The organism is Dankookia sp. GCM10030260, assembly GCF_042666655.1.
Lineage (GTDB): Bacteria > Pseudomonadota > Alphaproteobacteria > Acetobacterales > Acetobacteraceae > Paracraurococcus.
Map to the genome: position 1 here is coordinate 211360 of NZ_JBHTDE010000004.1, position 23847 is coordinate 235206.

A 23847-nucleotide genomic window follows, 5' to 3' on the forward strand; every position below is an offset into this window, starting at 1 on the left:
GCGTGAACCGGCGGGCCTGCATCAGCCCAGGACGGTGCCGGGGAGCAGCGGGAACCCCCGCAGGAAATCCGCCGCCGGCAGCGGGCCACGGCTAGGACGCTGCAGACGCAGCAGGCGCAACGCGCCCGACCCGCAGGCGATGGTCGCCGCCTCGTCCAGCACGGTGCCGGGTGGCCCGGCCCCGGGCGCCGGCTCGGCCGCCAGGACGCGGACCTGTTCCCCGGCATGGCCGAAGAAGGTACCCGGCCAGGGGTTCAGCGCCCGCACCCGGCGATCGAGCGCCGCGGCATCCTGCGCCCAGTCCAGCACGCCGTCCGCCTTGGTGAGCTTGGCGGCATAGGTCACGCCGGCCTCGGGCTGCGGCAGCGGCGCGGACGGCGCGGCCAGCACCCGCAGGATGAGGTCGGCGCCGATTGCGGCCAGCGCGTCGTGCAACTCGGGCGTGGTGGTGCGCGGGCCGATCGGCACCGTGCCCTTCAGCAGCATCGGGCCGGTGTCGAGGCCTGCCTCCATCTGCATGATGGTGACGCCGCTTGTCGCATCGCCGGCCAGGATCGCCGCCTGGATCGGCGCCGCGCCGCGCCAGCGCGGCAGCAGCGAGGCATGGATGTTCAGGCACCCCAGCCGCGGCGCATCCAGCATGGCCTGCGGCAGGATCAGCCCATAGGCGGCGACGATGGCGGCATCGAGCCCGAACGCGGCGAAGGCGGCATGCTCTGCCGCGTCCTTCCGCACCCGCGCCGGAGCGCGCACCTCCAGGCCCAGCGCGAGTGCGGCCTTGTGAACGGGGCAGGGCGTTTCCTTCTGCCCGCGCCCGGCCGGCCGCGGCGGCTGGCAATAGACCGCGGCGATCTCGTGCCCCGCCGCGTGCAGCGCCTTGAGGGCCGGGACCGCGAAGTCCGGGCTGCCCATGAAGGCGAGCCGCATCCCGGCTACTCCCGCGCCTTGTGCTTCAGGTCCTTGGCCAGCTTGCGCAGCAGCATGTTGCGCTTCAGCGTGCTGATGTGGTCGACGAACAGCACGCCATCCAGGTGGTCGTATTCATGCTGCAGGCAGGTCGCCAGCAGCCCGTCCGCCTCGATCTCCCGCTTCGCGCCGGTGAGGTCGTGGTAGCGCAGCTTGACGCGCGCGGGCCGGGTCACGTCGGCATATTGCCCGGGCAGGGAAAGGCAGCCTTCCTCGCGCTCGGCCAGTTCCTCGCTGACCGCGACGATCTCGGGATTCACCAGGACCATCGGGTCGGGCTTGTCGCCCTTCTGGATGTCGACCACGAAGAGCCGCAGCAGAGAGCCCACCTGCGGCGCCGCCAGGCCGATGCCGGGCGCCTTGTACATGGCGTCCAGCATCCGCGGCGCGAGCGCCCGGACGGTATCGGCATCGGCGGGGCCGACCGGCTTCGCCTTGGCGCGCAGCCGCGGGTCGGGCACCAGGAGGATGGCCAGGGGATCGTTGTGAAGATCGTCGTCGGGCATGATCGCCCGGGAGTAGCCCCCGCCGGACCCCCTTGCAACGGCCTGCCAGGCTGACGACATTCCCATCCGAGACCGGGTGCTTCGGGCCCGGCCCACCGCTTCGCTCCCGTGAGGAGGCTACAATGTCCCGCCCATCGGTCTTCGGATCGCCCCTGTTCCTCGGCTTCGACCATCTCGAGCAGATGCTCGACCGGGTCGCCAAGAATGCCGACGGCTATCCGCCCTACAATATCGAGCAGACCGGCGACAACCGGCTGCGCATCACCCTGGCCGTCGCCGGTTTCGCGATGGAGGACCTGCAGATCACGCAGGAGGATAACCAGCTGGTCATCCGCGGCCGGCAGAAGGATGACTCGGACGGCCGGATCTTCCTGCATCGCGGCATCGCCGCCCGGCAGTTCCAGCGCGCCTTCGTCCTTGCCGAGGGCATCGACGTGGAAGGTGCCTGGCTCGACAACGGCCTGCTGCATGTCGACCTGCGCCGGCCGCAGCCGGAGGTCCGGGTGAAGACCATCCCGATCGGCGGCGCGACCGCCAACGGGTCCGGGATCAGCCCCGGCCCGAAGGTTAACGGGTCCGCCCGCCCCATCGTCGAAGGGCGCGTGACCCGGGGCTGAAACACCATCGGGGCATCCGGGTGAACCCGGCGCGCGCCAAGGCGCTAGGGTCCTGGAAGCTCCAGGCCGCATGGGCTTCGGCCATGCCGGAAGGAGAATGCAAGATGAACAGCAGCAATCATGACAATGGCCCGCAGCAGGCCTCCACCGTCGCCCTGTCGCTGCGCCAGCTTTCGGGCGCCGACTGGCAGCGCTTCGGCGCGCAGGAGATCGCCTATATCCGGCCGGTGCTGGTGAACGGCGTGCAGGGCATGGCGATCCACGCCGCGGACGGCACCCCGATTGGCGCCGCGCCGAACGCCGAGATGGCGATCGCCGCCATCCTGCAGCACGAGATGGCGCCGGCGCTGGTGCACTGAGAAGGTAGGGCCAGGGAGGAGGTTTCCTCCCTGGCCCCCTCAATTTTGGGGGTTGGCACTGCCGCGTGGCGGGCGCCGACCGAGCACCTGACCTAGGCCGCCGGTGCGTCGATCCAGCCGACGCAGCCATCGGCGCGGCGATAGACCACGTTCAGCGCGCCCGACCCGCTGTTGCGGAACATCATCGCCGTCTGGTGCGTGAGGTCGAGCCGCATCACCGCCTCGCCCACCGTCAGCCGGGCGATCTCGGTCACCTGCTCGGCGACGATCAGGCTGTGGTCGATCCGCTTGCCGTCGGCCATGGCCTCTGCAGGCGCCTCATCGGCCTCCGGTGCCTCGTCGTCGTGCTGCAGGACATATTGCGTCGCGGTCTCGACTTCCGCCGTGCCGTCGGGCACCCGCGCCTCGGCCATGCTGCGGGCATGCTCGTTCACCCGTCGCCGGTAGCGTCGCAACCGCTTGGCCACGTGCTGCGCCGCCACCTCGAAGGCGCGGTGCGCATCCACCCCTTCGCCCTCGGCCCGCATGAACAGGTTGCGCCCGGCCTTGAGGTTGATGTCGCAGGCGAAGACGCCGCCTTTCCCCTTCACGTCGCGCCGGAAGGTGACATTCGCCTCCAGCGCATGGTCGAAGTATTTCTGCGTGATGGAGGCCAGGCCTTCCCGGACATGGGTCTGCAGCGCTTCCCCGGTCTCGACCTGCTTGCCGGCAACGGTGACATGCATGGGGGCAATCCCTCCTGTCCCAGGTTGGGGGGAGGGCCGCCCGGCAGGGCCCAGGGTGGCGCGGTGGCCTGCGCCCCGTGTGCGTGCCGCCCGGCCAGGGAGACCCGGGCCGGACGGCAGGATCAGGCCGGGACGGCCTTCTCCCGTTTGCGTTGCACCGACGATGGAATGCGCAACGCCTCGCGGTATTTGGCCACCGTTCGGCGGGCGATGTCCACGCCTTCCTGACGCAATTTCTCAACTATCGCGTCGTCGGACAGTACGGCTTCGACGTCTTCCGCGGCGATCATGCCGCGGATGCGCCAGCGCACGGCCTCGGCGCTGTGCTGTTCGCCGCCATGGGTGCCGGCGATCGCCGTGGTGAAGAAATACTTCAGTTCGAAGGTACCGCGCGGCGTTGCGATGTACTTGTTGGCGGTGACCCGGCTGACCGTGCTCTCGTGCATCTGCACTTCCTCGGCGATGTCGCGGAGGATGAGCGGCCGCAGGTATTCGACACCGTGGCGGAAGAAGCCGTCCTGCCGGCGGACGATCTCCTGCGCCACCTTGATGATGGTGCTGGCGCGCTGTTCCAGGCTTTTGAGCAGCCAATTGGCGCTCTGCAGCTTTTCCGCCAGGAAGACCTTGTCGTCGCGGGTCCGGCTGCCGACCTGGCAGCGGGCGTAGAAGCCGCGGTTGACCAGCACGCGGGGCAGGGTCTCGGGGTTCAGCTCCAGCAGCCAGCCGCCATCCTCGGCCCGGCGCATCAGGACGTCGGGCACCACGGCAGGGGCCGGTAGCTGGTCGAAGCTGGCACCGGGCTTGGGGTCTAGCCGGCGAAGCTCGGCGATCATGTCGGTCAGGTCCTCGGCATCGACGCCGCAGGCCGCCATCAGCCCGGCACGGTCGCGCCGCGCCAGCAGCTCCAGGTTGTCGAGCAGCGCTTGCATCGCCGGGTCCAGCCGGTTGAGCTCGGCCAGCTGGATGGCGAGGCATTCGCTCAGGTTGCGGGCGAACATGCCGGGCGGATCGAACCGCTGCATGCGGGCGCGCACCGCCTGCACCTTCTCCGGTGCGCAGCCCATCGCCTCCGCGATTGCCGCATCCTCGACCGGCAGCCGGCCGGCGGCGTCCACCATGGCGAGGATCTGCGCCGCGATCAGCCGGTCCCGCGCGTCGTGGAAGGTCAGCCGGACCTGCTCGCCCAGGTGTTCCCGCAGCGTGTTGCCGGCCGCGGCCAGGTCCTCGACGCCCGAGAGGTCGTCGGCGAAGTCGGCGCGGCCGCCGCGGCCATAGGGCGATTCATAGCCGCCGCCGGCGTCGTAGACATTGCTCCAATCGGCATCGAGCGGCCCGGCGGCATCGAGCGGCAGCGAATCCGACACCGCCGCGCTGTGGCTGTCGGGCGAGGCCGCGGCGGCGGGCAGCGGATCGACCCGGTGGCCGTCATCCGGCCCGGCCAGGTTGCGCTCGTCGCGCTCGAGCAGCGGATTGCGCTCCAGCTCCTCCTCGACGAAGGCGGCGACTTCCAGGTTGCTCGACTGCAGCAGCTTGATCGCCTGCCGCAGCTGCGGCGTCATCACCAGCGACTGCGACTGCCGCATGTCGAGGCGCGGCGCCATGCTCATGTGTTCGACGCCCGCTCCGCCGTTGCCACGCCAACCGCTCCGCGCGCCGGCAGGGTCACAGACTGAATCTCTCGCCCAGATAGACCCGGCGCACGCCCTCATGCGCGACGATGTCGCGCGGCGCTCCTTCCATCAGCACCTGCCCGTCATGCAGGATATAGGCGCGGTCGATGATCTCCAGGGTCTCGCGGACGTTGTGGTCGGTGATCAGCACGCCGATGCCGCGGTCCTTCAGGTGCTTGACGAGATCACGGATCTCGCCGACCGCGATCGGGTCGATGCCGGCCAGCGGCTCGTCCAGCAGGATGTAGGACGGGTGCGTCGCCAGGGCGCGTGCGATCTCGCAGCGCCGCCGCTCGCCGCCCGACAGCGCCAGCGCGGGGGCACGGCGCAGATGGGCGATGCCGAATTCGGCCAGCAGGCTGTCGAGCATCTGCTCGCGCCGGTCGCGCACCGGCTCGACCACCTCGAGCGCCGCGCGGATATTGTCCTCGACCGACAGGCCGCGGAAGATAGAGGCCTCCTGCGGCAGATACCCCAGGCCGAGCCGGGCGCGGCGGTACATCGGCAGGTTGGTGACGTCGTGGCCGTCCATCACCACGCGGCCCTCGTCCGGCTGCACCAGGCCGGTGATCATGTAGAAGGTCGTGGTCTTGCCGGCGCCGTTGGGGCCGAGCAGGCCGACCGCCTCGCCGCGCTTCAGGTTGATCGAGACGTTCCGCACCACCGGCCGCTTGCGGTAGCGCTTGCCGAGGCCGAAGGCGGCCAGGCCGCCCTCTCCGGGCAGGGATTTCAGCATCGGCGCGTGCAGGGTCTCGCTCACCGGCCGATCCTCACCGAGCCCGCGCCGGGCGCCGGCTGCGGCGCCGGCTTTTCCGCCGCGCCTTCCTGCTGGTTCGGCACGATCAGCCCCTGCACCCGGGCGCCGGGCGAGGAGACCAGCCGGGCTACCCCGGTCCGCATGTTCACGATGGCTTCCCGCCCGTTGATCTGGTTGTCGCCGCGGGTGATGCGGACATCGCCGAGCAGCCGCGCCATGCCGGTCTGCGCGTTGTAGACGCCACGGTCGCCGCGCACGACCTCGGTCGCGGTGCGGATCTCGACATTGCCGTAGGCCTCGACCCGGTCCATCCGGCCGGCGCCGGGCGGCTCCCGCTCCCCGGGCGCCAGGGCCGGGCGGGGCGCGGGCGGCGGGGCGCCGGGGCCGCCGGCGCCTTCCAGGAAATAGGCCACCAGCGTGTCGCCGGCGACGCGGCGGTTCTCCGCCGGCTCCGTCACCACGGCGCCGCCGCGGGCCACCGCCATGCGCTTCTGCGACCAGTATTCCAGGCTGTCCTTGGCGGTGATGACCTGCTGCGCCGTGGTCAGCGACAGATCGCGCCCGGTCAGCACCAGCACCGCCTGGTCGATGTCGTACACCGCGCGGTCGCCGCGGGCGACATCGGTCGCGGTCGATATCTTCACCCGGCCCTCGGCCTCCAGCCGCCAGATCTCGTTGTTGCCGCCCGGCGCCGCATCCATCGGCGCGGCGGCCGGCTGGGTGGTGGGACGCGCACCGGCCGGCTGGCCGGCGGGGCGGTAGCGCGCCAGCAGCCGGTCGGCATCGACCGTCACCCCGGCGCGGACGGCGCGGGCATTGCCGCGGGCGATCACCACCTGCTCGGCCTGTCGCCACTCGATGCCATCGTTGGCGGTGACGTCGACCGGGCCGCCCTGCGACATGTCGATGTTCTGCGCGGCCGCCAGCAGCGGGAAACCGGCCAGGGCGGCGAGGAGCAAGGCGCGGCGCATCAGCGGCCGCCCTCCAGCACCGCATGCGACTTGCCGGTGAAGACCACCACGGCGCCGCGGTCGAGGATGCGGAAGCCCTCGGCGGTCAGGGTGCCGAAGCCACCCTGGGCGGCGACCGGCGCATCACCCTCGGCGGTGCCGCCCTCCATCGCCACCTTGGCCTGGTCGGTCAGCAGCATGGTGCCGTTGTCGTGGTAGATGGTGACCTCCCCCGCCAGGTCGAGCTTGCCCGCCGGCTTGTCGTAGCGCCCGGTGCGGGACTGCACGTAGATCCAGGCCCCGTCGCTCATGGTGATGTCGCCACGCGGTTCCTCAAGGTTGAGGATCTCGGCGGCGCCCTCCTGTTGGCCGACCCGGGCGGTGATGGTGAAGGGACGGTTCAGCTCGTCCACCCCCTGATAGCGCGGGTTGACCACCCGCAGCGCCTCGGCCCGCGGCTGGATGGTGCGGCGGAAGGAGACGCGGGAGCGGTCCTCGTTGCCCTCGATCTCAGGCCAGAACACCACGGCGCCGAGCAGCACGAGGGCCAGGGCCGGCAGCAGCCGCTTGGTCCAGGCGACCGTGAAGCGGCGGCGGGCCATCTGGCCCGGGGTCGGCGCGGCCCGGGCGCGGGATGGTGACAGCATGTGCCGCGGCACCACCACGGCGCGGGGCGGCATCGGGCGCGGGGGTGGGGTCTGGTCCGGCATCACCGGCGGTACACCGCCCGATGCCGGGCAGGATGCCCGGCGCGGTGGTCACGGGTTGGCAATAGGGCGCGAAAGGTCAGGTCCACGGCCCGATGTATGGGCCGCGGCGGGGCAGGGGTCAATGAGCCGTCCCCGCATCGGACAAGAATCGTGCCAAGGTGTTGCCGTCGGGTTAAGCATGGCGCCTGCGGTCAATGCGCGAAGATGTCCGGATCGGCATAGCCCAGCAGGTCCAGCGCCCCGCGCACGGGCAGGAAGCGGAAGCAGTCCTTGGCCAGGTCCAGCCTGCCCTCGCGCCGCAGCAGGCCTTCCAGCCTGGACCAGAGCGCGTGCAGGTGCAGCACGTCGGAGGCCGCATAGGCCATCTGCTCCGCGGTCAGCTCCGGCGCGCCCCAGTCGGAGCTCTGCTGTTGCTTCGACAGGTCGACGCCGAGCAATTCCTTGCAGAGGTCCTTCAGCCCGTGCCGGTCGGTGAAGGTCCGCACCAGCTTCGAGGCGACCTTGGTGCAGACCACCGGGGCCACCGTGACGCCGAGGTTGTGCTGCAGGGCGGCGCAGTCGAAGCGGGCGAAATGGAACAGCTTGGTGGTCGCCGGGTCGGTCAGCAGGCGCTTCAGGTTGGGGCAATCGGGGCCGCGGCCGCCGAGGCCGGGCGGGACGATCTGCACCAGATGCGCGTCGCCGTCGCCCGCCGACAGCTGCACGAGACACAGCCGGTCGCGGTGCGGCTGCAGGCCCATCGTCTCGGTGTCGATCGCCACCATGGGCCCGAGCGCGAGGCCGTCTGGCAGGTCATGCCGGTGCAGGGTGATCACGGGACGGCTCCTCGGACGGGGGCCGCGCGGGAAGAGGAATGTGCGCACGGGTCCCGATGACAGGTTCAGCGGCGCTGGCCCCGGAAGGGGAGGTGTTGGCGACGGGAGGGGAGTGGTGCCCAGGAAAGGACTCGAACCTTCACGACCTTGCGGTCACTGGCACCTGAAGCCAGCGCGTCTACCAATTCCACCACCTGGGCACAGGGTGCGGCGCCAGCGGGGTGTTCTCCGCCGGGAGCGCGGAAATAGAGCGGGGGCCGAAGGCCGTCAAGCGCCCCGAGGGCGGGTTTTTGCCGCGACCCGCGATGGCCGCCGCGGCCGCCGGTTGGCGCCGCCGGCCGGCGCGCCATATCGTCCGGCTGCCTCGACAGGAGCCCACAGAATGCGCGGAACCACGGTACGCAAGGTCGCCACGGTCTTCGGCGGCACCGGCTTCATCGGCCGCTACGTGGTACAGCGGCTGGCCAGCCTGGACTATGTCGTCCGCATCGCCACCAGCCACCCGAGCGCCGGGGGCTTCCTGCAGACGCAGGGGCGGGTCGGGCAGATCGTGCCGCTGGCGGCCAGCCTGACCGAACCCGGGGCGGTGGCGCGGGCGGTGGCGGGCGCCGACCTGGTGGTGAACCTGGTCGGCATCCTGCATGAGCGGAAGCCGGGCGACTTCCAGCGACTGCAGGCCGAGGGCGCCGGCACCGTCGCGCGGATCGCCGCCGAGGCGGGGGTGGAGCGGCTGGTGCAGGTCTCGGCGATCGGCGCCGACCTGGAGAGCCCCAGCCAGTACGGGCGGACCAAGGCGGCTGGCGAGGCAGCGGTGCGGGCGGCCTTTCCCGGGGCGGTGATCCTGCGGCCCTCCATCGTCTTCGGGCCGGAGGACCAGTTCTTCAACCGTTTCGCCGGTATGGCACGGCTGCTGCCCTTCATGCCGGTGGTAGCGGGCGCGACGCGCTTCCAGCCGGTCTATGTCGGCGACGTGGCCGATGCGGTGGTGGCGGCGGCGACCCGCGACGACGTGGCGGGGCAGACCTACGAGCTCGGCGGGCCGCGGGTGATCAGCTTCCGCGAGCTGCTGCGTTTCATCCTGGACACCACCGGGCACCGCCGGCCGATGGTCGACATGCCGGACGGCCTGGTGCGGCTGCAGGCGCGGCTGTCGGAATACCTGCCCAACCCGCCGCTGACCCGCGACCAGCTGGTCATGCTGCAGAAGGACAATGTGGTGGCGGCGGGCATGCCGGGGCTGGCGGCGCTGGGGATTTCACCGAAGTCGGTGGAGGCGGTGGTGCCGGGCTACCTGGCGCGCTTCCGGAGCGGCGGGGGCCGACGACCAGCGACGGCCAATTGAAAGGTCCGAATCGGACCTACAAAGCGGCGGCGGTCGGGTTGTAGCAACTGCCGACGACCCGTTCGAGATTATATAGGACAGCTTTGCTGTCCTTATGTTGAAAAAACACTGGTCTCGCCCGGCGGCCAGTCGTATTGCTGCGCACAACGCCCCAACGGGCGGCCGGATGCGCGTGCCGGGGCGAAGGTCCCGACCCGCCGCGGATAGCCGTGCCGCCCTCTGTGCATGCAAGGACCGCGCCATGGCCGAACGGATGCTGCAATTCGTGCGTCTTTCCCAGGCCCAGCCGGAGAAACGCGACGTCGCCGCGCGCAGGTCCGATTTCGGCGAGATCTACCGCGAATTCGCCGCCGGCGAGGCGGCCCAGCAGTCCAGCCGCTGCAGCCAGTGCGGCGTGCCCTTCTGTTCGGTGCATTGCCCGCTGAACAACAACATCCCCGACTGGCTGAAGCTGACCGCCGAAGGCCGGCTGGAGGAGGCCTACGAGGTCTCCGCCGCGACCAACACCTTCCCCGAGATCTGCGGCCGCATCTGCCCGCAGGACCGGCTGTGCGAGGGCAACTGCGTCATCGAGAAGGGGTTCGAGAGCGTCACCATCGGCGCGGTCGAGAAATACATCACCGACACCGCCTGGGAGAAGGGCTGGGTCAAGCCGCCGATCCCGCGCGCCGAGCTGCCGTACAGCGTCGGCATCATCGGCGCCGGCCCGGGCGGGCTGGCGGCGGCCGAGAAGCTGCGGCTGCGCGGCTACCAGGTGCATGTCTACGATCGCTACGACCGGGTCGGCGGGCTGATGATCTACGGCATCCCCAACTTCAAGCTGGAGAAGGAGGTCGTCCTCCGCCGCTGGGAACAGTACGAGGCGGGCGGCATCCACTTCCACCTGAACTGCGCCGTGGGGCAGGACGTGACGCTGGCCGAGCTGCGCGAGCGGCACGATGCCGTCTTCATCGCCACCGGCGTCTACAAGGCGCGGGACATCGAGGGCATCGGCAGCGGCCTCGGCGGCATCGTCCCGGCGCTCGACTACCTGACCGCGTCCAACCGCGACAACCTCGGCGATGCGGTACCCGAATTCGCCTCCGGCGCGCTGAACGCGCAGGGCAAGCGGGTGGTCGTGGTCGGCGGCGGCGACACCGCCATGGACTGCGTCCGCACCGCGGTGCGCCAGGGCGCGGCGGCGGTCACCTGCCTCTACCGGCGGGACAAGGCAAACATGCCCGGCTCGATGCGCGAGGTGAAGAACGCCGAGGAGGAGGGCGTGGAATTCGTCTGGCTTGCCGGCCCCGAGGCCTTCGTCGGCGACGAGAGCATCACCGGCGTCCGCGCCGTGCGCATGCATCTCGGCCTGCCGGACGCGACCGGCCGGCAGCAGGTGGCGCCGATTGCCGGCAGCGGCTTCACCATCCCCTGCGACCTGGCGATCAAGGCGCTGGGATTCGACCCGGAGGACCTGCCGAAGGCCTTCGACGAACCGGCCCTGCCGGTCACCAGGTGGGGCACGCTGAAGGTGCACCACCGCACCATGATGACCGACCTGCCCGGCGTCTTCGCCGGCGGCGACATCGTCCGCGGCGCGTCGCTCGTGGTCTGGGCGATCCGCGACGGCCGCGATGCGGCCGAGCACATCGATGCCTATGTCAAGGCAAAGGCCGGCGCGACGCTGGCCGTGGCGGCGGAGTGACGAGCATGGACGACATCAACGAGACCGGCGCGGCCTTCGTCGAAGGCTTCCTGGCCGACCAGGCCCGGCTGGAAGCGGTGGGGATCGACACCACCGAGCACGACGCCTGCGGCGTCGGCCTCGTCGCCTCGTTGGATGGCAAGGCCCACCGCCGCGTCGTGCAGGCCGGCATCGATGCGCTGAAGGCGGTCTGGCACCGCGGCGCGGTCGATGCCGACGGCAAGACCGGCGACGGCGCCGGAATCCATATTGAGGTGCCGCAGGACTTCTTCGCCGAAGTCGTGCAGCGCGGCGGCGACCGCATGCGCCCGGGCCGCATCTCGGTCGGCATGGTCTTCCTGCCGAAGACCGACCTGGGCGCGCAGGAACGCTGCCGGCAGATCGTCGAGACCGAGATCCTCGCCGCCGGCTACGGGATCTATTCCTGGCGCCAGGTGCCGATCAACACCGCCTGCATCGGCGAGAAGGCCAATGCGACGCGGCCGGAGATCGAGCAGATCCTGGCCTACGACCCGGAGCAGCGCGAGGAGGCAATCGTCGAGCGGGACATGTATGTCATCCGCCGGCGGATCGAGAAGCAGGCCATCGCCTCGCAGATCCCCGAACTGTACCTGTGCTCGCTGTCCAGCCGCTCGCTCATCTACAAGGGCATGTTCCTGGCCGAGAGCCTGACCGAATTCTACCCCGACCTGCTCGATGCCCGCTTCGTCTCGCGCTTCGCCGTCTACCACCAGCGCTACAGCACCAACACATTCCCGACCTGGCGGCTGGCGCAGCCCTTCCGGATGATCGCCCACAACGGCGAGATCAACACCGTCCACGGCAACGCCAATTGGATGAAGAGCCACGAGACGCGGCTGAGCCACGCGCTGCTCGACCCCTATCTGGACGACATCAAGCCGGTGGTGCAGGCCGGCGGGTCCGACACCGCGACGCTCGACAACGTCTTCGAGCTGCTGGTGCGCGGCGGCCGCGACGCGCCGATGGCAAAGGCCATGCTGATCCCCGAAAGCATCGGCAACAACGCCACGATGCCGGATGCGCACCGCGACTTCTTCCTCTATTGCAACGCCGTGATGGAGCCCTGGGACGGACCGGCGGCGATCTGCGGCACCGACGGCCGCTGGATGATCGCCGGGCTCGACCGCAACGGGCTGCGGCCGCTGCGCTACACCCAGACCGCGGATGGGCTGCTGATCGTCGGCTCCGAGACCGGCATGGTGAAGATCGCCGAGGAGGCGATCGTCGCAAAGGGCCGCGTCGGGCCGGGGCAATGCATCGGCGTCGACCTCGCCGAGGGCAAGTTCTACACTGACGCCGCGCTGAAGGACATGATGGCGGCGCGCCGGCCCTATGGCCAGTGGACCGACCGCACCATCCGCATCGACGGCATCGTCAAGGCCGAGCAGAGTGAGCCGGTGACCTATACCGGGGAGGCGCTGCGCCGCCGCCAGCTCGCGGTCGGCTACACGCTGGAGGAGCTTGAAAGCATCCTGCACCCGATGGTGGAGGACAGCGCCGAGGCCATCGGCTCGATGGGCGACGACACGCCGATCGCGGTGCTGTCCAGCCAGTACCGCGGCCTGCACCATTATTTCCGCCAGACCTTCAGCCAGGTCACCAACCCGCCGATCGACAGCCTGCGCGAGACGCGGGTGATGACCCTGAAGACGCGGCTGGGCAATCTCGGGAACATCCTCGACGAGGACCCGACCCAGTGCGACATGCTGATGCTGGACAGCCCGGTGCTGTCCAACGCCGAATTCGCGGCGATGCGCGACTACATGGGCGCCACCGCCTGCGAGGTGGACTGCACCTTCGCGGTGGCGGATGGCGAGCCCGGCCTGCGCCGCGCGATGGAGCGCATCCGCCGCGAGGCGGAGGAGGGCGTCCGCAGCGGCTGCGCCCACATCATCCTGACCGATGAGCGCCAGGGCCCGGACCGCGCGCCGATCCCGATGATCCTGGCCGTTGCCGGGGTGCATGCGCATCTGGTGAAGACCTCGCTGCGCACCTTCACCTCGCTGAACGTCCGCAGCGCGGAATGCGTCGACGTCCACTACTTCGCCGTGCTGATCGGCGCCGGCGCCACCACGGTGAACGCCTACCTGGCGCAGGAGAGCATCGCCGACCGCCACCGCCGCGGCCTGTTCGGCGAAGCCTCGCTGAAGGACTGCGTCGCCCACTACAAGAAGGCGGTCGACAAGGGCCTGCTGAAGGTGATGTCGAAGATCGGCATCTCGGTCATCAGCAGCTACCGCGGGGGCATGAATTTCGAGGCCATCGGCCTGTCCCGCGCCCTGGTCGCCGAATTCCTGCCCGGCATCCCGTCCCGTATCTCGGGTATCGGCCTTTCCGGCATCGCCCGGCGCGTGCTGGCGCTGCACCGCACCGCCTGGGATGCCGACGTGGTGACCCTGCCGATCGGTGGCCTCTACAAGCTGCGCAAGCGGGGCGAAAGCCATGCCTTCGACGGCGGCCTGATCCACACCCTGCAGCGGGCGGTGGAGACCGACAGCTACACCACCTTCAAGCGCTACTCCGATGCGGTGCGCAAGCTCCCGCCCGTGGCGCTGCGCGACCTGCTCGACTTCCGCACCGAGAGCGCCAGGCCGATCGCGCTGGAGGAGGTCGAGAGCATCACCGAGATCCGCAAGCGCCTCGTCGCGCCCGGCATCTCGCTCGGTGCGCTGAGCCCCGAGGCGCATGAGACGCTGTCGATCGCGATGAACCGCATCGGTGCCCGCAGCGATTCGGGCGAGGGCGGCGAGGACCCGGCCCGCGCCCGGCCACGCGCCAACGGCGACAACGCCAACAGCTCGATCAAGCAGATCGCCTCGGGCCGCTTCGGCGTCACCGCCGAATACCTGAATGCCTGCAAGGAGATCGAGATCAAGGTCGCGCAGGGCGCCAAGCCCGGCGAGGGCGGCCAGCTGCCCGGCTTCAAGGTGACCGGGCTGATCGCTAAGCTGCGCCACTCGACCCCGGGCGTGACGCTGATCTCGCCGCCGCCGCACCATGACATCTACTCGATCGAGGACCTGGCGCAGCTCATCTACGACCTGAAGCAGATCAACCCGGATGCGACGGTCTGCGTGAAGCTGGTCTCGCGCTCGGGGATCGGCACCATCGCCGCCGGCGTCGCCAAGGCCAAGGCGGATGCCATCCTGGTTTCCGGCCACTCGGGGGGCACCGGCGCCTCGCCGCAGTCCAGCATCAAGTATGCCGGCCTGCCCTGGGAGCTGGGGCTGAGCGAGACCCATCAGGTCCTGCAGCTCAACCGCCTGCGCCACCGGGTACGGCTGCGCACCGATGGCGGGCTGAAGACCGGCCGCGACGTGGTCATCGCCGCCATGCTTGGCGCCGAGGAGTTCGGCATCGGCACCGCCTCGCTGGTCGCCATGGGCTGCATCATGGTGCGGCAGTGCCACAGCAACACCTGCCCGGTCGGCGTCTGCAGCCAGGACGAGACGCTGCGGCAGAAATTCGCCGGTACCCCGGAGAAGGTGATCAACCTGTTCAGCTTCGTGGCGGAGGAGGTGCGGGAGATCCTGGCCTCGCTCGGCTACAGCAAGCTCACCGACGTGATCGGCCGCACCGACCTGCTGAAGCAGGTCAGCCGCGGGTCGGAAGACCTCGACGACCTCGACCTCAACCCGCTGCTGGTCCAGGCGGATGCGGGGCCGCATGCCCGCTACTGCACCCAGGAAGGCCGCACCGAGGTGCCGGAGACCCTGGATGCGGACATGATCCGCGACGCCGCATCCCTGTTCGAGCGCGGCGAGAAGATGCAGCTGCAGTACAACATCCGGAACACCCACCGGGCGATCGGCACCAAGATCAGCAGCAAGATCACCCGGAAATTCGGCATGACCGGGCTGCAGCCGGGGCACCTGACCGTTCGCCTGCGCGGCACCGCCGGCCAGTCGCTCGGCGCCTTCGCGGTGCAGGGGCTGAAGCTGGAAGTCTTCGGCGACGCCAACGACTATGTCGGCAAGGGCCTGTCGGGCGCCAGCATCGTGGTGCGGCCGGCGCCCTCCTCGGCACTGGTCTGGAACGAGAACAGCATCATCGGCAACACCTGTCTCTATGGCGCGACCGCGGGCGAGCTGTTTGCCGGCGGCCTGGCCGGCGAACGCTTCGCGGTGCGCAACTCCGGCGCCACGGCGGTGGTCGAGGGCTGCGGGGCCAATGGCTGCGAATACATGACCGGCGGAACCGTGGTGGTTCTTGGCCCGGTGGGCGACAATTTCGGCGCCGGCTTCACCGGCGGCATGGCCTTCGTCTACGACCTCGAGGCGACCTTCGAGAAGCGCGTCAACCCGGACACGCTGCTCTGGTCGCGGCTGGCCTCCGCGCATTGGGACGGCGTGCTGAAGGGGCTGGTCGAGCGCCATGTGCAGGAGACGGGCTCGCGTCTTGCCGCCCGGCTGCTGAACAACTGGGCGCAGGAGCGGGCGCATTTCTGGCACGTCGTGCCGAAGGAATATGCCCGCTACTTGGCCCAGCCGATGGCCGAATCGGCGGCCGTCGCCGCGGAATAAATCAGGGAAAGGGAAGGCGCCGGGCCGCTGGCGCTTTTCCCGACCCGGCGCGGATGGCATAAGCCATGCCGTGCGAACCTTGTATCACCTGCCGCTCTCGCCCTTCGCCCGCAAGGTTCGCCTTGCGCTGGCGGAAAAGCGCATCCCGTTCGAGCTCCGCGTCGAGCGGGTCTGGGAGCGGCGGGCGGAATTCCTCGAGATGAACGCCGCCTGCACCGTCCCGGTGCTGCAGGAGGCCAACGGCCTGGCGATCGCCGACAGCTACGCCATCTGCGAATATCTGGACGAGGCCTATCCGGACACCGGCCTATTCGGACGAACCCTGGCCGAACGCGCCGAGACGCGCCGTCTGGTCGCCTGGTTCGACGGCAAGTTCGCCACCGAGGTCACCCGCAACCTGCTGTTCGAGAAGCAGATGAAGCGGCTGCTCGGCCGCGGCAACCCGGATGCCTCGGCGATCCGCGCCGGTTACCAGAACCTTAAGCCGCATCTTGAATATATTGGCTGGCTGGCGGAGACGCGGGCTTGGCTGGCCGGGCCGCAGATCAGCTTGGCGGATTTCGCCGCCGCCGCGCAGCTCTCGACGCTGGACTATATCGGTGACATCGACTGGTCGATGAACGAGGCGGCGAAGGACTGGTACGCCCGCTGCAAGTCGCGGCCCTGCTTCCGCGCGCTGCTGGCCGAGCGGGTCAGCGGCATCACTCCGCCGGCGCATTACGCCGACCTGGATTTTTGAGGCTCCGGCAAGCAGGAAGATTGGGGGAGACGGCATTCTCCCGTTCGACGCATGCGTTCAACGGGGAGGAAATGCCTTTTCCTCGCCAAATCTGCTTTTCTGTCCTCCTGCAAGGTCTAGCGCCGCTTCGGCCCCGCCTCGTTCAGCGCCAGGTTCTGCTGCGCCAAGTCGGCCGCGGCGCTGTCCGGCGCCACCTCGATCACCCGTTCCCAGTCCGCCCGGGCGCCGCGCGCGTCTCCGCGCAGCTGGCGGATGATCCCGCGTTCCAGCAGCGCCTCGGCATTCTCCGGCGCCAGGCGCAGCGCCTGGTCCACCGCGGTCGAGGCCTGGTCCACCTTGTCCAGGCGCCGCAGCGAGGCGGCGCGGAAGACCCAGGCCTCGGCCCGGTCGGGCGCTGCCTCCAGCACCCGCGCCAGGTCCTCCAGCGCCTCGTTGAAGCGGCCGAGCGTGCCGAGTGCCACCGCCCGGTCAAGCATCAGGTCGAGATCGCCCGGCACGATGGTCAGCCCCATGGTTGCCGCGGCGAAGGCGCGGCCGGACTGGTTGTCCAGCATCCAGGCCTGCACCGCCTGGGAGAAGATCGCCGCCCGCGCCGTGGCGCTGCCGGTGCTGTCGCGGGCGAGCAATTCCAGCCGCTCCGCCGCCTGTTCCGTCTCCCCCAGGCCGAGCAGGGCGAGCGCGCCGCAATGCCGGGCGCCCTCGCCACCCTGGGCCGCCTGCCAGCTTTCGGCGAAGGCCAGGGCCCCGTCGGGGTCCTGCCGCAGCAGGCCAAGGCATTCCTCGTATTGCGGGCCGGCGGCGATGCGCGGGATGTCGGGCGGCAAGGGCAGGGGCCCACCCGCGGCCTCGGCTTCCGGGCCGTGCAGCAGGAACAGCGCCGCTCCCGCCGCGATGGCGAGGCAGGCGCCGGCGGCGCCGAGCAGGACGGGGCGGATGCGCGTCACGTCGTGGGTCTAGCCGAGTGCGCGATTCTGCGCCAGATCGGCGGGATGGTGGAGCAAGGCATGAGCAGGCTGGTGATCGCCGGCCTCGGCTACAGCGGCAGCGCGGTGGCCCGCGCGGCGGTCGCGGCGGGCTGGGCGGTGCAGGGCACGGTGCGAAACCCGGCGCGGGCCGCGGCGCCGCCCGGCGTCGGGGTGGTGCGGTTCGACGAGGCCGGCTCGGCGATCGTCGCCGCCACGCATCTGCTGGTCACCGCGGCGCCGGGGGAGGCGGGCGATCCGGTGCTGGCCGCACACGAAGCGGTGATCCGCGCCGCGCCAGGGCTGCGCTGGGTGGGCTACCTGTCCACCACCGGCGTCTACGGCGACCGCGGCGGCGCCGAGGTGGACGAGGCGACCCCGCCCGCGCCCGGCCAACCGCGCAGCCAAAGGCGGCTGGAGGCGGAACGGCAATGGGAGGCCGCCGCCGGCTACGCGCTCGACATCTTCCGCACGGGCGGCATCTACGGGCCCGGCCGCAGCGCCTTCGACGACCTGCGCGAAGGCACCGCCCGGCGCACGCTGAAGCCCGGGCATTTGTTCGGCCGCATCCACCGCGACGACATCGCGCTGGCCGTGCTGGCGGCCATGCGCCAGGAGCGGCCGCCGGGGCCGCGGGTGCTGCACCTGGTGGACGACGAACCGGCCGAGAGCGCGGCGGTGGTCGAGGAGGCCGCCCGGCTGCTCGGCCTCGCGCCGCCGCCGGCCGTGGCCTTCGAGCAGGCGCTGCCCGGCCTGTCGCCGATGGCGCGCAGCTTCTGGGCGGAGAACCGCCGGGTGGCGAATGCCGTGACCAAATCGGCGCTCGGGATCGCGTGGCGGTATCCGAGCTACCGCGAAGGGCTACGCGCCATCCTCGCCGAGGAGCGCGGCCAGGGTCCGGCGTAGCAGCGCCAGGTCCTGCGGCCGCGACAGCCTGTGGTCGCCATCCTTGATGAGCGTCACCTGCACGTCCGGTCCTTCGATCGCGGCGGCGATGTGCAGCGCCGTCTCCCAGGGCACGTCCGGGTCCTGCTGGCCCTGCAGCAGCCGCACGGGGGCGGCGATCGGCAGCGGGGCCTGCAGCAGCAGGTGGTCGCGGCCATCCTGTAGCAGCGCGCGGGTGATGGGGTAGGGGTCGCCATAGGCGCTCGGCCGGTGCCAGACGCCGTCGCGCTCCATCACGGCGCGGATCTCGGGCGGCAGGGCGGCCTCGATCCGGGTGGTGAAGTCGGGTGCCGCGGCGATGCCGATGAAGCCCGCGACGCGCTCCGGTCGCTGCCGGGCGAGCAGCAGGGAGATCCAGCCGCCCATGGAGGAGCCGACGAGGATCTGCGGTCCCTCGGTCAGCGCGTCCAGCACGGCGGCGGCATCCGCCGCCCAGCGGCCGATGGTGCCGTCGACGAAGCGGCCGCCGCTGGTCCCGTGCCCGCTGTAGTCGAAGCGCAGGAAGGCCTGGCCGCGCCCGGCGCAGAAGGCGGACAGGTCTTCCGCCTTGCTGCCGGTCATGTCGCTGTTGAAGCCGCCGAGGAAGACGACGCCGGGACCACGGCCGGCGCGGCGGCGCCAGGCGAGCCCGACGCCGTCGCCGCGGTCGAGCTTGCCGGCGTCCTCAGCGGCTTCCTGGCGCGGCCGATCCGGACCTGCGCGCCGGTCGGCGCTGCGGTCCTCGGACGCGCTCACCGCCGCGGCAGCCCGCGCTGCGCCAGGTTGGCGAACAACGCGCCGGTGCCGAAGGTCCAGGGCGGGCAGGCATCGGTCCGCGCCACCTCGTTCACCAGCGCGCCTAGCCGCGGCGTGGCGATGCGGACGATGTCGCCCGGCTTGTGGGTGAAGCCCTGGCCCGGCGCGCCGCGGTCCTTGGACGGCGAGAAGGGCGTGCCGAGGAACAGCACCGCGCCGTCCGGGTATTGGTGGTGCGGCCCGATCAACTGGCCGACGATGTCGCGCAGGCCCCGGCTGATGGCGCCGATCGGCCCGGTCTCCTCCAGCCGGAAGCCGTCGGCGCCGTCGATCGAGAGCGACAATTCGGCGTCCCGCACATCCTCCAGCGCGAAGTCCGGCTCGAACAGCCGCAGCACAGGGCCGAGCGCGCAGGACGCGTTGTTGTCCTTGGCGCGTCCGAGCAGGAGGGCCGAGCGTCCCTCCACGTCGCGCAGGTTGACGTCGTTGCCCAGCATGGCGCCGAGGATCTCGCCGCGGGCATTCACCGCCAGCACCGCCTCCGGCTCCGGGTTGCTCCAGTGGCTGATCGGATGCACGCCGATCAGCGCGCCAGGGCCGACGGAGGCCATCGGCGGGCATTTGGAGAAGATCTCCGCATCCGGGCCGATGCCGACTTCCAGGTACTGGCTCCACCAGCCCTTGGCGACCAGCGCCGCCTTCAGCCGCGTCGCCTCCGCGCTGCCCGGCTGCACCGCGGAAAGGTCGTCGCCGATGATGCCGCGGACCTCGTCGCGCACCGCCTCGGCTTGGCTGGCATCGCCGCGGCAGCGTTCCTCGATCACCCGCTCCAGCATCGAGCGCACATAGGTCACGCCGCAGGCCTTCACCGCCTGCAGGTCGACCGGCGCCAGCAGCCAGGGCTTCTCCGCGTTGCGGCGGTGGTGCGCGCTGTTGGCCAGGGCGGCCGCCAGGTCGAGCGGCAGCGGCACGCCGCGGGCGCGGATGGCGGCGACCGGGTCGGCCTCGTTCAGCCAGGCGCTGACCGTGCCGAAGGCCGGCGTCATGTCGAAGGCGGCGCCGCGCAGCACCGCGACGGCCGAGGGGCCTTCCTTCGTCATCACCCGCGCGGCGAAGCAGCCGTCCCGCCAATCCTCCGGCAGTGCCATCCCATCGAGCCGCGGCATGCGCCTGATCCTCCCGTGCTTTCTGCCGCGTAGCCTAGCCGAGCCGCGCCCGGCGGGAACCCCCCGGGCCGGCTTCGGAACGGGCTTGCCGGCGGGGCGGCTTTCGGCCGACCATCCGGCGATACAGGCGGCGGGCATGCATCCGCGCCGGGAATGGGGGAGAGGTCCATGGTTGGCATGACGCGCCGTCGGGCGTTGCAGGCGGGTGCTGCGGCCTTGGCCGCCCCCGCCCTGGTCGAGCAGGCGCTTGCGCAATCCGGCTTCGACTGGCGCCGCTTCCGCGGCGAGCGGATCGAGGTGACGGTGCAGCTTTCGCCGCGCGGCCAGCTGCTGCAGAGGAACGCCGCGGAATTCGAGGCGCTGACCGGAATCAAGCTCGGGCTTGAGGTGGTGCCGGAACAGCAGCACCGGCAGAAGATCATCGTCGAATATGCCTCCGGCCGGCCCTCCTTCGACGTCACCGAGATCAGCCTGCACGTGAACAAGCGCCAGGTCGGCAAGGCGCGCTGGAACACCGACATCAAGGCGCTGATCGCCGACCCGGCGCTGACCGCGCCCGATTTCGACTTCGCCGATTTCGGCGCCGGCATGGTGCAGTACGCCACCCAGGGGGATGGCCGGATGGACAGCCTGCCGGCCTTCGCCGACTATTTCATCCTCTACTACAACAAGGAATTGCTGGCGGCCCGCAACGTCGCCGTGCCGACCACCTGGGACGAGATGTTCGAGGCGTCGAAGCGGTTGGCCGACCCGTCGAAGCAGATCCACGGCCATGTCGGCCGCGGCCTGAAGAATGCCAACGTGGTGCTGTGGTCGAGCTACCTGCTCGGCACCGGGCAGCGCGACATGATCGATGCCAACCGCCAGCTGATCACCGACACGCCGGACGCCATCTGGGCCGGCGAGATGTACAAGAAATTCCTGCGCGACGTCTCGCCGCCCGGCTCGATCGGCTTCAACTGGAACGAGTGCCAGACCACCTTCATGCAGGGCCGCGCCGCGATGTGGGTGGACGGCATCGGCTTCGCCGCCCCCTTGGAGGACAAGACCCGGTCCCGCGTCGCCGGCAAGGTCGGCTATGCGCTGGTCCCGAAGGGGCCGGGGCCGAACCACCATTGCGCGCTGTTCGGCGCCGGCTACGGCATCCCCGAGGCGTCGAAGAAGAAGGGCCCGGCCTGGTTCTGGATCCAGTGGGCGCTGAGCAAGCAGAACCAGCTGAAATTCCTCACCACCGGCGCCGGCGTCCCCGCCCGCAGCAGCCCCTTCGGCAACGAGGAGGCGGTCAGCCAGAGCCACTTCCCGCGCGACTTCTTCCAGACGCTTTCGGGCAGCGCCAAGATCGCCCGCGCCGGCCTGCCGGAGATCGTCCCCGTCACCCAGTTCCGCGACGTGATCGGCTCGGCGCTGACCAACACGCTGGGCGGCGCCGACGTGGCGACGGAGCTGAAGCGGGCGACGGCGGAATTCCGCCCCGTCCTCGAACAGTCCGAGCGGGAGAGCTGATGCCCGAGCTCCATGCCGGCGGTTGCCTCTGCGGCCGGGTGCGCTTCCAGGTCAGCGGCGCGCCGATCCGCACCTCGGTCTGCCATTGCGCCTTCTGCCAGCGGCGCAGCGGCAGCGCCTTCGCCGTGCTGCCCTTCTTCAAGGCCGAGGCGGTGGAGCTGACCGGCGCGCCGCCCGCCACCTACCGGCACATCTCGGACGAGAGCGGCCGCTGGCTGGAGATCGAGTTCTGCCCGCGCTGCGGCACCAATACCGGCCTGCGGGTGGAGCGCGCGCCGCAGGGCCGCATCCTGGCAGGCGGCTGCTTCGACGATCCCGGCTGGTTCACCGTGGATCGACACATCTGGACCCGGTCGAAGCGGGACTGGGTGGCGCTGCCCGCGGATTGCGTGCTGGAGGAGAAGGGCTGATGCCGCGCGACGCCGCGGCCTTCGAAGGCCCAGCCGCGGCGGCGGTGCCGCGCCGGCGCAACTATGCCCGCCGCTATGCCTGGTTCGTGGTGCCGGCGGCGGTGGTCGTCGTGGCCGTCATCGTCTTTCCCTGGGCCTTCACTTTGTATGTCTCCGCCTTCGACTGGCGGCTGGGCGGGGAGCGGCACTGGGTGGGCCTGGGCAACTACCAGACGCTCTTCACCGATGCCCGCTTCGGCTGGGCGGTGGCGCGCACGCTGTTCTACACCGCGCTCGCGGTGGTGCTGCCGATGCTGTTCGGCCTCGCTGCGGCGTTGTGCTTCCACCGCCGCTTCCCGCTGCGCGGCCTGGCGCGCACCATCTTCATCCTGCCGATGATGGCGACGCCCGTCGCCGTCGCCCTGGTCTGGACCATGATGTTCCACCCGCAGCTCGGCGTGCTGAACTGGCTGCTGGCGCAGGTCGGGCTGCCGCCCAGCCTCTGGGTCTATTCCGCCGATACCGTGATCCCGACGCTGGTGCTGGTCGAGGTCTGGCACTGGACGCCGCTGGTGATGCTGCTGATCCTCGGCGGCCTGGCCTCGCTGCCGATCGACCCCTACGAGGCGGCGAAGATCGACGGCGCCTCGCCCTGGCAGGCCTTTCGCCACATCACCCTGCCGCTGCTGGCGCCCTTCATCGTGGTGGCGCTGATCATCCGCACCATCGATGCGCTGAAGGCCTTCGACACGATCTACGTCATCACCCAGGGCGGCCCTGGCCAGGCCAGCGAGACCATCAACATCTTCCTCTACCTCCAGGCCTTCGCCTTCTACAATGTCGGCTATGCCAGCGCGGTGGTGGTGGTGTTCTTCGCCATCATCATGCTGCTGGCCGCCCTGTTGCTCTGGACCCGGCAGCGGGTGCGCGTCACGTGAGGCGCCTGCTCGAACGCCTCGGCTTCGGCTTGGCGGTGCTGGTGCTGATCTCGCCGGCGATCCTCGTCTTCCTCTGGATGCTCTCGCTGTCGCTGAAGAACGAGCTGGACAACACCGCCTGGCCGCCGGTGTTCATCCCCGACCCGCCAACCCTCGACAACTACCGCGACGTCTTCGCCCGCAACGATTTCCTGTTGTACGCCTGGAACAGCGTCGTGGTGTCCTTCTCCGCCACCGGCTTCGCCCTGCTGGTTGGCGTCCCCGCCGGCTACGGCATCGCCCGGATGCGGGCCATGCGCGCCGCGGCGCTGATCCTGATCGCCCGCATCACGCCCGGCCTGTCCTACCTCATCCCGATGTTCCTGCTGTTCCAGTGGCTGGAGCTGACCGGCTCGCTCCTGCCGATCGTCATCTCCCACCTGGTCATCACGGTGCCGATCGTGGTCTGGGTGATGATCTCCTTCTTCGAAGGCCTGCCGGGCGAGCTGGAGGAGGCCGCGCTGGTGGACGGCGCCACGCTCTGGCAGGCCTTCCGCCACGTGGCGCTGCCCCTGGCGCGGCCGGGGATCACGGTGGCGACCATCCTCGCCTTCATCTTCTCCTGGAACAACTTCGTCTTCGCCATGGTGCTGGCGGGCCGGGAGACGCGGACCCTGCCGGTCGCCGTCAACAACATGCTGACCTTCGAGCAGATCTCCTGGGGCCCGCTTTCCGCCGCGGCGCTGCTGGTCACCCTGCCGGTGCTGCTGCTGACCCTGCTGGCGCAGAAGCAGATCGTCACCGGCCTCACCGCGGGTGGGGTGAAGGGCGGTTAGCGCCGCGATC

22 protein-coding genes and 1 tRNA gene are annotated in these 23847 nt (G+C 70.5%); 11 read left to right on the top strand and 12 right to left on the bottom strand.

The features are described 5' to 3' along the window. Positions 1-21: 21 nt before the first annotated feature. Together fmt and def are read right to left on the bottom strand one after the other, a co-directional pair. Positions 22-927, bottom strand: a complete 906-nt coding sequence (gene fmt, locus ACFQS7_RS16620) for a methionyl-tRNA formyltransferase (RefSeq protein ID WP_380068223.1) — start codon at positions 925-927, stop codon at positions 22-24. A 5-nt stretch (positions 928-932) separates the two neighbouring features. Next, positions 933-1472 carry a peptide deformylase gene (gene def, locus ACFQS7_RS16625; RefSeq protein ID WP_380068224.1) on the bottom strand — a complete coding sequence of 180 codons (540 nt, stop codon included), beginning with the start codon at positions 1470-1472 and terminating at the stop codon, positions 933-935. A gap of 122 nt (positions 1473-1594) precedes the next feature. Here def and ACFQS7_RS16630 point away from each other — a divergent pair, with 122 nt between their 5' ends. Beyond that, positions 1595-2089: an Hsp20 family protein gene (locus ACFQS7_RS16630; RefSeq protein WP_380068225.1), complete on the top strand. Its 495-nt coding sequence runs from the start codon at positions 1595-1597 to the stop codon at positions 2087-2089. Positions 2090-2193: 104 nt separating this feature from the next. Beyond that, entirely contained in the window at positions 2194-2448 is a 255-nt protein-coding gene (locus tag ACFQS7_RS16635; RefSeq protein ID WP_380068226.1) for a DUF1150 family protein, read from the top strand. 92 nt (positions 2449-2540) lie between these two features. Here ACFQS7_RS16635 and hpf read toward each other — a convergent pair whose 3' ends face one another. From hpf to ACFQS7_RS16670, 7 genes are all read right to left on the bottom strand, one after another. Continuing rightward, positions 2541-3173 (bottom strand): ribosome hibernation-promoting factor, HPF/YfiA family, encoded by a 633-nt coding sequence (hpf, locus tag ACFQS7_RS16640; protein WP_380068227.1) that lies wholly within the window; start codon positions 3171-3173, stop codon positions 2541-2543. A 122-nt stretch (positions 3174-3295) separates the two neighbouring features. Then, entirely contained in the window at positions 3296-4780 is a 1485-nt protein-coding gene (gene rpoN / locus ACFQS7_RS16645) for an RNA polymerase factor sigma-54 (RefSeq protein WP_380068228.1), read from the bottom strand. A 55-nt stretch (positions 4781-4835) separates the two neighbouring features. Then, a complete protein-coding gene (gene lptB / locus ACFQS7_RS16650; protein WP_380068388.1) occupies positions 4836-5579 on the bottom strand; it encodes an LPS export ABC transporter ATP-binding protein in 744 nt (247 codons plus the stop codon). A gap of 20 nt (positions 5580-5599) precedes the next feature. Next, the gene (locus ACFQS7_RS16655; RefSeq protein WP_380068229.1) at positions 5600-6571 is read right to left on the bottom strand and encodes an LptA/OstA family protein; all 972 of its coding nucleotides are present in this window, start codon (positions 6569-6571) and stop codon (positions 5600-5602) included. Continuing rightward, positions 6571-7260 (bottom strand): LPS export ABC transporter periplasmic protein LptC, encoded by a 690-nt coding sequence (gene lptC / locus ACFQS7_RS16660; protein ID WP_380068230.1) that lies wholly within the window; start codon positions 7258-7260, stop codon positions 6571-6573. The genes ACFQS7_RS16655 and lptC overlap by 1 nt, the downstream gene beginning before the upstream one ends. Positions 7261-7451: 191 nt before the next feature. Beyond that, positions 7452-8123, bottom strand: a complete 672-nt coding sequence (locus tag ACFQS7_RS16665) for a ribonuclease D (protein WP_380068231.1) — start codon at positions 8121-8123, stop codon at positions 7452-7454. Positions 8124-8188: 65 nt separating this feature from the next. Beyond that, positions 8189-8275: transfer RNA gene (locus tag ACFQS7_RS16670), tRNA-Leu, on the bottom strand. A gap of 182 nt (positions 8276-8457) precedes the next feature. Here ACFQS7_RS16670 and ACFQS7_RS16675 point away from each other — a divergent pair. The 4 genes from ACFQS7_RS16675 (at position 8458) to ACFQS7_RS16690 (ending at position 16384) form a co-directional block, all read left to right on the top strand. Further along, positions 8458-9417, top strand: a complete 960-nt coding sequence (locus ACFQS7_RS16675) for a complex I NDUFA9 subunit family protein (protein WP_380068232.1) — start codon at positions 8458-8460, stop codon at positions 9415-9417. A gap of 241 nt (positions 9418-9658) precedes the next feature. Next, a complete protein-coding gene (locus tag ACFQS7_RS16680; protein WP_380068233.1) occupies positions 9659-11101 on the top strand; it encodes an NAD(P)-dependent oxidoreductase in 1443 nt (480 codons plus the stop codon). Positions 11102-11106: 5 nt separating this feature from the next. Next, positions 11107-15645, top strand: coding sequence for a glutamate synthase large subunit (gene gltB, locus ACFQS7_RS16685; RefSeq protein ID WP_380068234.1), 4539 nt, complete (start codon positions 11107-11109; stop codon positions 15643-15645). A 70-nt stretch (positions 15646-15715) separates the two neighbouring features. Then, complete coding sequence (locus ACFQS7_RS16690; RefSeq protein WP_380068235.1) at positions 15716-16384, top strand: glutathione S-transferase family protein; 669 nt, start codon at positions 15716-15718, stop codon at positions 16382-16384. 116 nt (positions 16385-16500) lie between these two features. Here ACFQS7_RS16690 and ACFQS7_RS16695 read toward each other — a convergent pair whose 3' ends face one another. Continuing rightward, entirely contained in the window at positions 16501-17328 is an 828-nt protein-coding gene (locus ACFQS7_RS16695; protein WP_380068236.1) for a tetratricopeptide repeat protein, read from the bottom strand. 60 nt (positions 17329-17388) lie between these two features. Between ACFQS7_RS16695 and ACFQS7_RS16700 the strand changes: the two genes are divergently transcribed. Beyond that, on the top strand, positions 17389-18252 hold the full coding sequence (locus ACFQS7_RS16700; RefSeq protein WP_380068237.1) for an SDR family NAD(P)-dependent oxidoreductase: 864 nt from the start codon (positions 17389-17391) through the stop codon (positions 18250-18252). Here ACFQS7_RS16700 and ACFQS7_RS16705 read toward each other — a convergent pair. After that, a complete protein-coding gene (locus ACFQS7_RS16705; protein WP_380068238.1) occupies positions 18208-19026 on the bottom strand; it encodes an alpha/beta hydrolase in 819 nt (272 codons plus the stop codon). The genes ACFQS7_RS16700 and ACFQS7_RS16705 overlap by 45 nt on opposite strands. Beyond that, positions 19023-20192 (bottom strand): fumarylacetoacetate hydrolase family protein, encoded by a 1170-nt coding sequence (locus tag ACFQS7_RS16710; protein WP_380068239.1) that lies wholly within the window; start codon positions 20190-20192, stop codon positions 19023-19025. Before ACFQS7_RS16710 ends, ACFQS7_RS16705 begins: the two co-directional genes overlap by 4 nt. 177 nt (positions 20193-20369) lie before the next feature. On the opposite strand from ACFQS7_RS16710, the gene ACFQS7_RS16715 reads away from it, so the two are divergent. Genes ACFQS7_RS16715 through ACFQS7_RS16730 form a run of 4 tightly spaced genes read left to right on the top strand, consistent with a single transcriptional unit; the run spans position 20370 to position 23837 of the window. Continuing rightward, on the top strand, positions 20370-21695 hold the full coding sequence (locus ACFQS7_RS16715) for an ABC transporter substrate-binding protein (RefSeq protein ID WP_380068240.1): 1326 nt from the start codon (positions 20370-20372) through the stop codon (positions 21693-21695). Further along, positions 21695-22105: a GFA family protein gene (locus ACFQS7_RS16720; RefSeq protein ID WP_380068241.1), complete on the top strand. Its 411-nt coding sequence runs from the start codon at positions 21695-21697 to the stop codon at positions 22103-22105. Before ACFQS7_RS16715 ends, ACFQS7_RS16720 begins: the two co-directional genes overlap by 1 nt. Further along, the gene (locus ACFQS7_RS16725; RefSeq protein WP_380068242.1) at positions 22105-23022 is read left to right on the top strand and encodes a carbohydrate ABC transporter permease; all 918 of its coding nucleotides are present in this window, start codon (positions 22105-22107) and stop codon (positions 23020-23022) included. The genes ACFQS7_RS16720 and ACFQS7_RS16725 overlap by 1 nt, the downstream gene beginning before the upstream one ends. Then, on the top strand, positions 23019-23837 hold the full coding sequence (locus ACFQS7_RS16730; protein WP_380068243.1) for a carbohydrate ABC transporter permease: 819 nt from the start codon (positions 23019-23021) through the stop codon (positions 23835-23837). The genes ACFQS7_RS16725 and ACFQS7_RS16730 overlap by 4 nt, the downstream gene beginning before the upstream one ends. Positions 23838-23847: the final 10 nt, after the last annotated feature.

Coding starts and splice junctions, on each gene's coding strand:
- fmt (WP_380068223.1), bottom strand. CDS start 927: ATGCGGCTCGCCTTCATGGGCAGCCCGGACTTCGCGGTCCCGGCCCTC.
- def (WP_380068224.1), bottom strand. CDS start 1,472: ATGCCCGACGACGATCTTCACAACGATCCCCTGGCCATCCTCCTGGTG.
- ACFQS7_RS16630 (WP_380068225.1), top strand. CDS start 1,595: ATGTCCCGCCCATCGGTCTTCGGATCGCCCCTGTTCCTCGGCTTCGAC.
- ACFQS7_RS16635 (WP_380068226.1), top strand. CDS start 2,194: ATGAACAGCAGCAATCATGACAATGGCCCGCAGCAGGCCTCCACCGTC.
- hpf (WP_380068227.1), bottom strand. CDS start 3,173: ATGCATGTCACCGTTGCCGGCAAGCAGGTCGAGACCGGGGAAGCGCTG.
- rpoN (WP_380068228.1), bottom strand. CDS start 4,780: ATGAGCATGGCGCCGCGCCTCGACATGCGGCAGTCGCAGTCGCTGGTG.
- lptB (WP_380068388.1), bottom strand. CDS start 5,579: ATGCTGAAATCCCTGCCCGGAGAGGGCGGCCTGGCCGCCTTCGGCCTC.
- ACFQS7_RS16655 (WP_380068229.1), bottom strand. CDS start 6,571: ATGCGCCGCGCCTTGCTCCTCGCCGCCCTGGCCGGTTTCCCGCTGCTG.
- lptC (WP_380068230.1), bottom strand. CDS start 7,260: ATGCCGGACCAGACCCCACCCCCGCGCCCGATGCCGCCCCGCGCCGTG.
- ACFQS7_RS16675 (WP_380068232.1), top strand. CDS start 8,458: ATGCGCGGAACCACGGTACGCAAGGTCGCCACGGTCTTCGGCGGCACC.
- ACFQS7_RS16680 (WP_380068233.1), top strand. CDS start 9,659: ATGGCCGAACGGATGCTGCAATTCGTGCGTCTTTCCCAGGCCCAGCCG.
- gltB (WP_380068234.1), top strand. CDS start 11,107: ATGGACGACATCAACGAGACCGGCGCGGCCTTCGTCGAAGGCTTCCTG.
- ACFQS7_RS16700 (WP_380068237.1), top strand. CDS start 17,389: ATGAGCAGGCTGGTGATCGCCGGCCTCGGCTACAGCGGCAGCGCGGTG.
- ACFQS7_RS16710 (WP_380068239.1), bottom strand. CDS start 20,192: ATGCCGCGGCTCGATGGGATGGCACTGCCGGAGGATTGGCGGGACGGC.
- ACFQS7_RS16715 (WP_380068240.1), top strand. CDS start 20,370: ATGACGCGCCGTCGGGCGTTGCAGGCGGGTGCTGCGGCCTTGGCCGCC.
- ACFQS7_RS16720 (WP_380068241.1), top strand. CDS start 21,695: ATGCCCGAGCTCCATGCCGGCGGTTGCCTCTGCGGCCGGGTGCGCTTC.
- ACFQS7_RS16725 (WP_380068242.1), top strand. CDS start 22,105: ATGCCGCGCGACGCCGCGGCCTTCGAAGGCCCAGCCGCGGCGGCGGTG.